The 11474-nt window shown below is 40.2% G+C and carries 12 protein-coding genes; 6 read left to right on the top strand and 6 right to left on the bottom strand.

The genetic code is table 11. The annotated features are described in order from the left end of the window. Nucleotides 1-31 precede the first annotated feature (31 nt). From JOC34_RS09650 to JOC34_RS09635, 4 genes are all read right to left on the bottom strand, one after another. A complete protein-coding gene (locus JOC34_RS09650; protein ID WP_205136549.1) occupies nucleotides 32-541 on the bottom strand; it encodes a superoxide dismutase family protein in 510 nt (169 codons plus the stop codon). 219 nt (nucleotides 542-760) lie between these two features. Beyond that, nucleotides 761-1654: a zinc metalloprotease HtpX gene (gene htpX / locus JOC34_RS09645; protein WP_205136548.1), complete on the bottom strand. Its 894-nt coding sequence runs from the start codon at nucleotides 1652-1654 to the stop codon at nucleotides 761-763. A 12-nt stretch (nucleotides 1655-1666) separates the two neighbouring features. Then, nucleotides 1667-2215: a LemA family protein gene (locus tag JOC34_RS09640; protein WP_205136547.1), complete on the bottom strand. Its 549-nt coding sequence runs from the start codon at nucleotides 2213-2215 to the stop codon at nucleotides 1667-1669. 243 nt (nucleotides 2216-2458) lie between these two features. Then, complete coding sequence (locus JOC34_RS09635; protein WP_205136546.1) at nucleotides 2459-3055, bottom strand: TetR/AcrR family transcriptional regulator; 597 nt, start codon at nucleotides 3053-3055, stop codon at nucleotides 2459-2461. A gap of 185 nt (nucleotides 3056-3240) precedes the next feature. On the opposite strand from JOC34_RS09635, the gene JOC34_RS09630 reads away from it, so the two are divergent. The 6 genes from JOC34_RS09630 (at nucleotide 3241) to JOC34_RS09605 (ending at nucleotide 9040) form a co-directional block, all read left to right on the top strand. Next, nucleotides 3241-4380 carry a YhgE/Pip domain-containing protein gene (locus tag JOC34_RS09630; protein WP_205136545.1) on the top strand — a complete coding sequence of 380 codons (1140 nt, stop codon included), beginning with the start codon at nucleotides 3241-3243 and terminating at the stop codon, nucleotides 4378-4380. A 334-nt stretch (nucleotides 4381-4714) separates the two neighbouring features. Further along, nucleotides 4715-6277: a Vga family ABC-F type ribosomal protection protein gene (locus JOC34_RS09625; protein ID WP_205136544.1), complete on the top strand. Its 1563-nt coding sequence runs from the start codon at nucleotides 4715-4717 to the stop codon at nucleotides 6275-6277. Nucleotides 6278-6412: 135 nt separating this feature from the next. After that, entirely contained in the window at nucleotides 6413-6841 is a 429-nt protein-coding gene (locus JOC34_RS09620; RefSeq protein ID WP_205136543.1) for a MarR family winged helix-turn-helix transcriptional regulator, read from the top strand. Nucleotides 6842-6856: 15 nt separating this feature from the next. Further along, on the top strand, nucleotides 6857-7795 hold the full coding sequence (locus tag JOC34_RS09615) for a ring-cleaving dioxygenase (RefSeq protein WP_205136542.1): 939 nt from the start codon (nucleotides 6857-6859) through the stop codon (nucleotides 7793-7795). A 16-nt stretch (nucleotides 7796-7811) separates the two neighbouring features. Continuing rightward, the gene (locus JOC34_RS09610) at nucleotides 7812-8420 is read left to right on the top strand and encodes a flavin reductase family protein (RefSeq protein WP_205136541.1); all 609 of its coding nucleotides are present in this window, start codon (nucleotides 7812-7814) and stop codon (nucleotides 8418-8420) included. 17 nt (nucleotides 8421-8437) lie between these two features. Then, a complete protein-coding gene (locus JOC34_RS09605) occupies nucleotides 8438-9040 on the top strand; it encodes an alpha/beta hydrolase (RefSeq protein ID WP_205136540.1) in 603 nt (200 codons plus the stop codon). Nucleotides 9041-9091: 51 nt separating this feature from the next. On the opposite strand, the gene JOC34_RS09600 is transcribed toward JOC34_RS09605, so the two are convergent. Both JOC34_RS09600 and JOC34_RS09595 read right to left on the bottom strand, forming a co-directional pair. Then, the gene (locus JOC34_RS09600) at nucleotides 9092-9733 is read right to left on the bottom strand and encodes a YcnI family copper-binding membrane protein (protein WP_239544239.1); all 642 of its coding nucleotides are present in this window, start codon (nucleotides 9731-9733) and stop codon (nucleotides 9092-9094) included. Nucleotides 9734-9778: 45 nt separating this feature from the next. Then, the gene (locus tag JOC34_RS09595; RefSeq protein WP_205136539.1) at nucleotides 9779-11446 is read right to left on the bottom strand and encodes a copper resistance protein CopC; all 1668 of its coding nucleotides are present in this window, start codon (nucleotides 11444-11446) and stop codon (nucleotides 9779-9781) included. Between the last annotated feature and the right edge of the window lie 28 nt (nucleotides 11447-11474).

Raw genomic sequence — 11474 nt, 5'->3', positions numbered from 1 at the left:
CGGAAGACAATACTTCTACCTTTAAAACCGGTTAATACGCCTTTATCACCCCACAGCCAATTTTCTTGCCCGAATTCCCGGACGGTTGTGTACGATAATCATCCGGATTTTCATGAATGATAATTGACTTGCCGACAACATCCTTCGCAGTAAATTTATTTGTGAAAAAGGACATTCTTGTATAGCCATCATTCGAAAATAACACCGGGAAGTCTCCAGCATGATTACCATGCGGCTGATTGGTTGGATTCCAGTGTTCCCCAGTGTTCGGGAAAGGATCAGATGAATTACTTCCAGAACAATCGCCCTTTTCATGAATATGAAAACCATGCGGTCCAATTGGGGACTGTCCCCCTTGTGCTGGTTTATAATGTGGCAATCCCGATACTTCCACGGTTACTTCAGCACCATTCGGTATATCCATTACCGTCATGTAGCCTTTTAGATCAGGTGCTAATTTACTACCCCTTATCTCTGCATATGCCCTCATCACCGATTGGCGTATTGGATAATACATAGGGTAGGGCTGATAATAATACATTTGTGTAACCTCCTATTAAATGCTTATGGTTACACAGTTTATGTCTGGGTGGGCTATTTGGTGAATTCAAGTTTACTTAATCTTCTTAGAGAAGCTAAATGAAAAGCAAAGAAATACAATCAAAGCAGCAAAAACAGCATCAATAAAAAAGCAGCTTTGTTTGGATAGACAAAATGCCTGACAAAGCTGCTTTTTTATATTGAAATGAGACGTCCGTCATTACATATTTTCCAATCGTTCAATGCGGCTCTCCATTGAAGGGTGTGTTGCCCACAGACTGCTTTTCTTTTTACGCCTTTTCCTACCCAATGGGACTGCGATATACATGGACGCGGTAGCACTTTGCGCGTTTTTAACATCCTTTGGATCCTGGCTGATTTTCGTTAATGCATTGATCAAGCCAGTAGGGTTACGCGTCAAATCAACTGCTGAAGCATCCGCTAAATATTCACGATTTCTCGAAACAGCCAATTGTACAAATTGACCCGCAATCGGGGCTAAAATAATAAAAATCAATGCAACGATCATGAGAATCGGATTTGATTTTCGGTCCCCACCACCTCTCCTGCCTCCGCCAAAAAACAACATGCGTGAGCCAAACTGGGCGATAAGGACAATAACGCCAACCAGCGCAATACAAATCGTCATCAATCGAATATCATAATTACGTATATGAGAGATTTCATGCGCTGCCACACCTGATAATTCCTCACGATTTAATTTTTCCAAGAGTCCGGTTGTAAATGCTACTGAACCTTTTTCTGGCTTTATTCCTGTCGCAAAAGCATTCGGTGCAGGATCATTCACGACATAAACATCCGGCATGGGGATTCGCGCAGCTATGGATAGCTCTTCGACCACATTATAGAGCTCAGGGTAATCTTCCGGCTTTATCTGTTTGGCACCAGCCATACGAAGGACCTGAGAATTCGCAGTCATATAGGTAATTGGAACATAAAATGCTAGTATAATAAGCGTAATAATAATTCCCGATATGGGTGCACCATTGAATAAATAACCAATTGCCCACCCTATAACCAAAACAATCACACTAAATATAGTGACTAATAAAACCGTTTTACGTTTATTTTGTAAGATTTGTTGATAAAGCATAAGCGTCCCCCATTAAAACTCTACATTTGGAACTTCACGAACCTCTTCGGGAATGGTGAGCTGATCTTCTTTATGAAAATTAAACATACCAGCTATGATATTGGTTGGAAAGGACTCCCGTTTAATATTGTATTCCGCAACCGTTTTATTATATAACTGCCGTGCATAGGCCAACTTGTTTTCAGTTGTGGTCAGTTCCTCTTGCAGCTTTAAAAAGTTCTGATTTGCCTTTAAATCCGGATATGATTCTTTTAGTGCAAAAATTGACTTTAAAGCACCTTGAATTTGATTATCGGCTTCTATCCGTTCTTGTGGCGAACCGTTAACCAACTGACTACGCATCTCCACGACTTTCTCAAGTGTTTCACTCTCGTGCTTCGCATAGCCTTTCACCGTGTTCACCAGATTTGGGATTAAATCGTGACGCCGTTCTAATTGAACATTAATTTGACTCCATGATTCTTCTACCCAGTTGCGGAACTTGACCAATCCATTATATCCGCCAATAACCGCGATGATAAGTACGGCAATAATAACAATCACAACTATCATTGTAATCATCGTTTTCATCCTCTCTTCATTTCATTTAGTTTATTCCATGTCGTCTACATTTATTGTATTCAGAAGCTTGTCTTTTTATTTTACCATACCTTTGCACATAGCAAAAACAACAGCCTGTGTGCGACTTTTGCGCCTTAAAAAGCCATGTCTTTTCGATACAGTTATTCCCCCACCTAATTTTTTCGATGTCCCTATATTTTGAGATGAGGGTTTTACTACCCAACCCACTAACCTGCGATAAATTCAACGAAGTCCAATTGCATTCACTGGACCCCAAATGGTTAAATAAGATGCCTTTTCTGCCATGTATCTGGGTGAATATTTCATACCGCTTTCTAGCCAATACATGCCCAGACCAATCATTGCAGCAGCTACATAATGAGTAAAAAAATCTTTCGGCACGTGTGCATCTTTAAAATCCGGATGCATATGATCTAGCACTTCACTCATAAAATCTTGAATCTGACTTGCAACTTGATGCTGAAACGAGGGGACACCATTTTTCCCCATCATCACTTGGAAAAAATACGCATGTTCTGAAATATATTCAAACAGTCGAATATGAATTGGACTTGGCTCTCCCCCAGCGATAGTAAACTCCTCCCGATTCCGCGGTGCCACCGTTGTCACAAGATCCTGAAGTTCATTCTCTATACTTTTATCCAGCAAATCAAATTTATCCAAATAATGTTGATAAAATGTAGCACGATTGATTTCTGCACGGTCGGTTAAATCTCTTACGGTAATCGCGTCGAATCCCTTTTCATCAATTAAATTCAACAAAGCCGTTTTTAAAAGACTACGCGTTCTTTTTATACGTGGATCTAATCGTTTCTCCATAAAAACAATTCCCCCTCTATTGTTGTTTTTCCTCTACTTAACCATACAATTTCGTTAAAGGTGTTTTCTATGCAACAAATAAGCATTCATCATCGGTTGTGCCGGATCGTGGTGCCTTCTATACTCAATAGTATAAGCAACATTGTGTTGTTTAAGCAAATATATATGGTAAGGGAGGAAACATCATGTCTCACATATTTAACAACAAAAAAATCTGGATCGGTATAATCGCACCAATCTTTGTGCAACTTGTGATTCTTTTTATTTTTATTCCAGCAATCAAAGGTATGGAAAGCAATGTTGAGGAACTTTCGATTGCTGTTGTGAATGAAGATGATCAGATGGGCCCACAAATTGCCAAACAGCTAAAGGAAAATCTACCTTTTAAGACGGTAGATGCATCGAACAAACATCAAGCAATAGAGGAAATGGATGCAGGTACTTATCAGATGTTAATTAGCATACCTGCTTCATTCACTAGCGATATGCAATCATCTACACCTGAAATCGACTTCGTTATTAATCAAGCGGTGCCACCAACTGTAAAATCTTCCATGAATCAAGTTGCAGACCAAATTACAACAACGATGAACAATCAACTTTATGAAGTAAAAAAACAAAATGTACAGGATACGATTACAAACAAACTCACTAAGCACTCCGACGAACAATTGAATGAGATGATTAGCACTATTTTCGAGGAGCTGGATGTGCATGTATTGGATGGAAAGATTAAAAAAGTTCACGATGTCGATGGGATGATTAGTTCCGTACTTCCTTTAGCGCTGTTTATATCAACATTTATTAGTGCGATGCTGATGGTTATGATCCACGCTCCCGTTTTTCAACGGAGAAATAATAGCTGGTTCTCTTTTATGCAACATCAATGCTTGAATGTGGTAGCTACGATCATTTTTCCAATAGCCGCCTGGATCATCATTCGCGCATTTGATATTGAAATCACGTTGTCTTTATCTTCATTTTGGTTATTTTTAAGTCTTACTTTTTGGACATTTACTTTATTAGCACAAACGTTTATTTATCTCTTTGGACTAGCTGGACAAGGAATCAACGCAATCCTGACGCTCACACAAGCAGTATCCAGTGGTGTCATTATTCCAATTACCGTACTCCCAGGTTTTTATAAATGGATAAGTGATTATTTGCCAGGCTCCTATTATAGTGAAGGAATCTACAGCATCATATTTGGTGGTTCATCATTGTTATCACCTAGCGTAACTTTATTAATATTTTCAATCCTATTTTTAACAGCGACGAGTGTCATCGTATGGATCAAGGACACGATGAAAACGAGTAATGCCTAATTTAAAAATGTTCACTGCACCCACGATTCATTGACAGACTAATTGATCAGCCTTATAATAGCACTAACTAAAAAGCGGAAGGGTGAGCCAAGCGAATGAAGTACTAATCCTATTTTTTGAAAACAATCGAAGAAAGTGCATTTTAAAACAGATTAAAGCTGTTTTTCGCGTGCCTTTTTATCGGATATTTTTCAGAATAGGATTGGTTTTACAGGCTTGGCTAAAGGGGGAGAAGTCTCTCTTTTTGCTATACCCTTTGAGCCTCCTATTCTGAAAAGGAATAGGAGGCATTTTTGTGTCTCTTTCCAACATGACATGAAATGGGGATGAGTGTATGACTTTATTAGAAGCAAGTCAGTTACAGGTGTATGTCAAAGATCGCTTATTAATGGATATCAAGCACTTGGATATACAAGATGGTGATCGAATCGGGTTAGTTGGTCGAAATGGAAGCGGGAAAACTACATTATTGGAGTTACTAGTGGGAAAGCGTACCGCAGACGAAGGCAGTATCGTTTCTGATGCTACTTGTGAATTACTGCCACAGTTAAAAAATACAAACACAACAAAAAGCGGTGGCGAGGTAACCCAAGACTATATCAATCAGTCTCTTGCAAAAAAGTCGGATATATTACTTGCCGATGAACCGACGACAAACCTGGATACAGCCAATATAGAAAAACTGGAAAAGCAACTACAAAGATGGCAAGGCGCCTTTGTGATTGTTTCCCATGACCGTGCTTTTCTTGATTCACTATGTACAAAAATATGGGAATTGGATGAAGGTGAATTACTGGAATATAAAGGTAACTATTCTGATTATGCTGCACAAAAAGAACTGGAACACAGACAACAGGAAAATGCGTATGAACAGTATGAAAAAAAGAAAAGTCAGCTGAAACATGCATTGGAATTAAAAGAGAAAAAAGCGCAACGCGCCACGAAGGAGCCGAAAAATGTTGGTGCATCGGAAGCAAATGCAAAAGGTGCAAAGCCTTATTATGCGAATAAGCAAAAGAAACTTCGTCAAGCAGCAAAGGCGATTGAAACGCGCCTGGAAAAATTAGATAACGTGGAGAAAATAAAAGAACCGTCACCAGTCAGGATGACCTTACCAAACGAAGAGACATTAAGAGGACGCATCATACTTCGATTAAATGATGTTACAGGATTAGCGGGTGACCGCCTCCTTTGGCATACAATGAATATCGAGGTCAAAAGCGGAGATAAAATAGCAATCACTGGAAACAACGGCAGCGGAAAGACAACACTATTAAGGATGATCATGGATGAATCAACCGGCGTAACTGTCTCCCCTGCGGTCAAAATCGGTTATTTTAGCCAAAATCTAGATGTGCTTGATGTTAATCAAACCATTTTGGAAAATGTAAGCAGCTCGTCCAACCAGGATGAAACGCTCATCCGAACAGTTCTAGCACGATTGCGCTTCTTTCAGGATGATGTGCACAAAAAAGTGGCTGTGTTAAGTGGTGGCGAACGTGTGAAAGTAGCCTTTGCCAAGCTATTTGTCAGCGATATTAATACATTGCTTTTGGATGAACCAACAAACTTTCTCGACATCGATGCACTGGAGGCTTTAGAGGAACTGCTCAGAGACTATGAAGGAACAATTCTGCTTGTCTCCCACGATCGCCGTTTTATAGAAAGGATAGCGAATCGGATCTTCACGGTCGAAAAAAATAAAATACAAGTATTTAATGGGACGTATGAAGCGTACAAACAATACGAACCCCAAAGCCAGGATCCATTAGAGGATGATTTGCGCTTACTGGAAACAAAAATAACAGCAGTTCTAAGCCAGCTTAGTATCGAACCCTCCCCAGAACTGGACCTAGAATTTCAACGGCTCATAGCCAAGAAAAGAGAACTAGAATAAACGGGGACTGTCCCCCACCGCTTTAGCACTTTAGCGTAGTGGGGGACTGTCCCCAAATTTGACTTCTTCCTTAGCGCGTTATATAATAGTCTTAATTCAGAATAACTTAATTCAGAATATAAAGGAGGCGATCCAATGAATGAAAATTTTTCTCTGAAAGCTTTTGTCGTTTTAATGAAAGCATCCAAAACAGTAGAAGACCAAGTGAAAAAGGATATCAGTAGCTATGATATGAAGACTTCCGAATTCACGGTTTTAGAAGCCTTATACCACAAAGGGAAGCAAACTGTAAGGGAAATTTCCAATGCCGTACTGATTAATATTGGATCCATCACTTATGTCATAGATAAACTAGAAGCAAAAGGCTTGTTGGAACGAAGTAATTGTAAAGATGACCGCAGGGTTATCTATATTCAAATCACAGATCAGGGAACACAGCTGATGGATGAGATCTTCCCCAAGCATCAAAAGGTAATTGAAAATATATTCGCAAATATAAATACCCAAGAAAAGGAATTCCTTATTGACATCCTGAAAAAAGTTGGTACAACAAAATCAATTTAAAAGGAGAAAAACAAAATGAAACAAACAGCCGGTATTCACCATATTACAGCAATCGTTGGTCATCCACAGGAAAACGTTGATTTTTACGCAGGTGTTTTAGGCTTAAGAATGGTTAAACAAACAGTAAACTTTGATGATCCAGGTACCTACCATCTTTATTTTGGAAATGAGGGAGGTAAACCCGGAACAATTATTACTTTCTTTCCTTGGGCAGATGCATATCAAGGGAAAATTGGAGATGGCCAAGTGGGCGTGACAACTTATGTTGTTCCAGTTGGTGCCATATCATTTTGGGAAAAAAGACTAAAGCAATTCCATATTGATTTTAATAAAACGGACCGCTTTGGCGAAACCTATTTATCTTTCAACGATCCACATGGCTTACAATTGGAAATAGTTGAAAGAGAAACAGGCGAACAAAACACATGGGAGTTCGGCAATGTGACACCAGATGTTGCTATTAAAGGATTTGGCGGCGCTATTTTATTATCATCCCAGCCCGCTAAAACAGCCCATTTGCTTAAAGAAGTAATGGGATTTGAAAAGATCAGTGAGGAGAATGGTTTGATCCGCTTTAAATCCTATGGAGATGTCGGAAATATTGTTGATGTGAAAGCAACACCTAGTGGACGCGGACAAATGGGCGTTGGCACTGTCCATCACATCGCGTTTCGCGCAACAGATGATGAGGACCAATTGGACTGGCAGCAATATGTTGGTAGTAAGGGTTATGGCGTAACGCCAGTTAAGGATAGAAATTATTTTAATGCCATTTATTTTAGAGAGCATGGAGAAATTCTATTTGAAATTGCCACAGACCCACCAGGATTTGCGCATGATGAATCAAAGGAAACAATGGGCAAAAGCCTGAAATTGCCTGAGCAATATGAAAAACACCGCGAACAGCTGGAAAATGTACTGAATCCTATCGAAGTAAGAGAATTAGATGAATAAATGAGGTGAAACAAAAATGCTATCCTTTGATCCAACAATCAATACGGAACGAGAAAACTATAAACTGTTAATTGGTAGTATTGTACCAAGGCCAATTGCATTTGTAACGAGTGTTACTAAAGATGGGACAATTAACGCTGCACCTTTTAGTTATTTCAATGTGGTATCCTCCAATCCACCAATGGTTTCCATCGCGATCCAACGGAACAACGGCGTTCCTAAAGATACGGCACAAAACATCATCGAAAATAAGGAGTTTGTTGTCCACATCGTTGACGAGCAAAATGTGGAAGAGGTTAACGCTACAGCCGCATCCCTTCCACCTGAGGAAAGTGAAATCAAACGCACAAACCTATCGCTTGTCGATAGCGAAAGTATTTCTGTTCCTGGAGTGAAAGAAGCCAAAGTACGCTTTGAATGTACATTAGAGCAGGCAATCACATTAGACAATGATGGAGAAACCGTAACAGACCTCCTAATTGGAAAAGTTGTTCACTACCATATCGATGAACAAATATATGAGAATGGAAAAATAAACCATCATACTTTAGGAGCTGTTAGCCGCCTAGCCGGATCCGATTACGCAAAAATCGGTAACACATTTTCAATCGAACGACCAAAATAAGGAAGGGGAAAAAATTCATGAAACATATTTTTCAAAAAGGCAATGACGCAAGCAAACCAACATTATTATTACTACACGGCACAGGTGGGACAGAGCAGGACCTTTTACCGCTTGCAGAACAAATAGACGCAGATGCAAATGTACTCAGTGTGCGCGGAAATGTGCTAGAAAACGGTATGCCACGTTACTTCAGAAGACTAGCTGAAGGTGTATTTGATGAAGAAGACCTCATCTTCCGCACGAAGGAATTAAATGAATTTCTAGATGAGGCGGCTGAAAAATATAGTTTTGACCGTGATAACGTGATAGCAATTGGCTATTCCAACGGTGCAAATATTGCTGCAAGCCTCTTGTTCCATTATCAGAATGCATTAAAAGGAGCGATCCTACACCACCCAATGGTTCCTAGGAAAGGCATTGACTTACCTGATCTTATAGGAAAAAATATATTCATTGCTGCAGGTACCAACGATCCAATTTGTCCGGCACAGGAGTCAGAAGACCTTCATGCCCTATTAGAAAAGGCAGGCGCTGATGTGGTACTTCACTGGGAAAACATGGGGCATCAATTAAACTTGGGTGAAATAAAAGCGGCTGGAAAATGGTATCAAGAAATATAATTTTAAAAGGACCATGCTGCATAATTTTTGCAGCATAGTCCTTTTTTATATTTAAGACCTTTTACGTAATAGACTAATTAATGCGAGTAACAACGCTAAACTTGCAATACTGATTGGAATCCAATTCGATGATGTAGATGCAGCGTCATCTTCACTTTTCTGTGTGGGCTCATCTGCCTCACTATCTTCATGATCTGCCCCATGTCCATGAGGTGCAACTGTATCTCCCTCTACAATCTCAGTTACAGAAGCCGGCTCATCAGAATCAGGTGCTCCAACCCATTCCACAACAGAGTCATCTTCATAAGTCTGCAAAGCCTTCCAGCTTACTTCTGTTGGTTCAGATGGATTGGCTCCAATGAAGGAAATCTCGATAAATTCATTCGGTTTAATGCCCCCATCCTTTGCGGTCCAAACAACGGAAGTAATACGTCCGTCATCATCTTCTTCCAACTCATAATCCCATGATTCCATTGGCAACACAGAAACTAAATCGACGCCATCTGGAACTTCTAATTCTAAGCCTGTCGTGTTGACGTCCTTCTCTACTGGCATACGAATCGTATATTTTTCGTACGCATTTGTCGTACTTTCTGACGGATTCACTGTGACATGTGCCTCCGCAACCGTAGCGACAGAAAAAAGCAAACCAATAGCGAATAATAATGACATTCCAATTCTCATATTGAACATGGTATGTTCCTCCTTTAATTCCCTCTATCATTTATTTTTATTGTTTCAATTTCCTGTACCAGTAACAAATATACTATCTTTCCACTCTTTTGATTCACCATTAGGATATTCTGCATGAATCACAAACTCCCAGCTACCCGACATGGAGAAATTCAGTTTAGCTTGGTAATCGCCGGAATCCGTTGGTTCTGCTGTAGCAGGCTTTGCTCCCATACCATGTTCGGGCATGGACAAGTCAATTGTCACTTGGTCCGGCATATCACCATCTTCGTCCGGGAGTTTCATTGTCATTTGTTGCTCACCTTGCTGCAGATTGTTAATTACTACCTCAGCTTGGACATTGCCTGATGAGAGAATATCTACGTATGACTTAACCGGTAGTGGATAAGATGATTGGCTCATCCAAACACCAAATAAAATAATAACCAGTCCTGCGATCCACTCTATTCGAATCAACCTTGGCGTTGAAAAGATCTGCTGCTTCCGCCATTTTAATGTCTGGAACAAAGCAATGCTTAGCATGAGCACGGTTAGAATAACTTTAACAAGCAGCATCGTACTCCAGTTTCCCCAATCCGTAAAGACTGCAGTCCATCCAGTCTGGAGATAAACCATGATAATCCCGCTAACAACAACCAAACCTGATGCTATCGCTACATGTGTTACAAAAAAGCCTCGAAATCCCGTTGTCGGCATATCCCTTTTCTGTTTCCGATTATGTATAAGTACCAGAATCAGATAGCATAAGGCCCCGAGCCACAAAGCAATAGCCAGTTGATGAAAGATCCTCGGAATCAGTGCAATATAAGGGTGTTCCATGCTCCATACATGTCCGCCAAAGGACGGAACAGCAGCTAGCATCATCCACATGAACAAATACCATCCACGAACCATTCCTGGAATAAACAGTAAAATGACTAAAAATAACTGAACAAATAACATGATAACAAACGGAAAGTTAAATAATAAATCCCATCTGCCACCGGTTATCGTCTGTATTAATCCTGACGGAAGTGTAAACGCATAGGCAGCCAGTTCTGCTAATGTGCCCACGATTAAAATAATAGCCAGGATACTACGTCCTTTGCTAAAAACAGTTTTAATACCAGGCAAACCACGTCTCTCAGCAAACCAAGAGAACCAATACAAACCAGCCCCAAGCAGTAATAATCCTTCTACGATGGTACGAGCAATAACAAGAAATGAAGGATTGTCTTTCCCCTTATCAGCAGGTTGAATTGCTCCCTCTGTCGCCTCACCTACCGCGAATATGTAAGATCCATTTACTGGATGACCATCTAAGGAAACAATATCCCATTTGACGGTGTATGTACCCTGATCCAACTCAGGCATCGGCACTTCCAAATCCTTGGACCGCTCATGCTCCCCTTTTGGATTTTCGATTAAAATGGGACTTCCATTCCAGTCATAAACCGTAATTGTTGCCAAATCGTACTCAACAGGCTCATTAAAATGAAGTATTAACGAAGACGGGGAGGAATCTAACACTTGCCCATTTCCCGGAACAGACTCCAGTAAACTCGAATGCGCTTCAGCAACTGGCGTCCAAACGAATAAGAGACATAAACCAATAAGTAGCAACATCATAGCCTGGACTGCTAATTTATTATGTATCGTTTTCATTTCATACTTATTTGTCTCCGCATTTATTGAACAAAGCCCACTCTCCCGCTCTCTTTCAGCACGCAGCACCTATATCTCCCCCCTTCCTTCACTATAA

The organism is Virgibacillus halotolerans, from assembly GCF_016908515.1.
GTDB classification, from domain to species: domain Bacteria; phylum Bacillota; class Bacilli; order Bacillales; family Amphibacillaceae; genus Virgibacillus_M; species Virgibacillus_M halotolerans.
The sequence above is the reverse complement of the archived record's forward strand: the minus strand, read 5'-3'. Positions and strand labels throughout refer to the sequence as shown.

Coding starts and splice junctions, on each gene's coding strand:
- JOC34_RS09630 (WP_205136545.1), top strand. CDS start 3,241: ATGTCTCACATATTTAACAACAAAAAAATCTGGATCGGTATAATCGCA.
- JOC34_RS09620 (WP_205136543.1), top strand. CDS start 6,413: ATGAATGAAAATTTTTCTCTGAAAGCTTTTGTCGTTTTAATGAAAGCA.
- JOC34_RS09600 (WP_239544239.1), bottom strand. CDS start 9,733: ATGTTCAATATGAGAATTGGAATGTCATTATTATTCGCTATTGGTTTG.
- JOC34_RS09625 (WP_205136544.1), top strand. CDS start 4,715: ATGACTTTATTAGAAGCAAGTCAGTTACAGGTGTATGTCAAAGATCGC.
- JOC34_RS09605 (WP_205136540.1), top strand. CDS start 8,438: ATGAAACATATTTTTCAAAAAGGCAATGACGCAAGCAAACCAACATTA.
- JOC34_RS09635 (WP_205136546.1), bottom strand. CDS start 3,055: ATGGAGAAACGATTAGATCCACGTATAAAAAGAACGCGTAGTCTTTTA.
- JOC34_RS09615 (WP_205136542.1), top strand. CDS start 6,857: ATGAAACAAACAGCCGGTATTCACCATATTACAGCAATCGTTGGTCAT.
- JOC34_RS09650 (WP_205136549.1), bottom strand. CDS start 541: ATGTATTATTATCAGCCCTACCCTATGTATTATCCAATACGCCAATCG.
- JOC34_RS09610 (WP_205136541.1), top strand. CDS start 7,812: ATGCTATCCTTTGATCCAACAATCAATACGGAACGAGAAAACTATAAA.
- htpX (WP_205136548.1), bottom strand. CDS start 1,654: ATGCTTTATCAACAAATCTTACAAAATAAACGTAAAACGGTTTTATTA.
- JOC34_RS09640 (WP_205136547.1), bottom strand. CDS start 2,215: ATGATTACAATGATAGTTGTGATTGTTATTATTGCCGTACTTATCATC.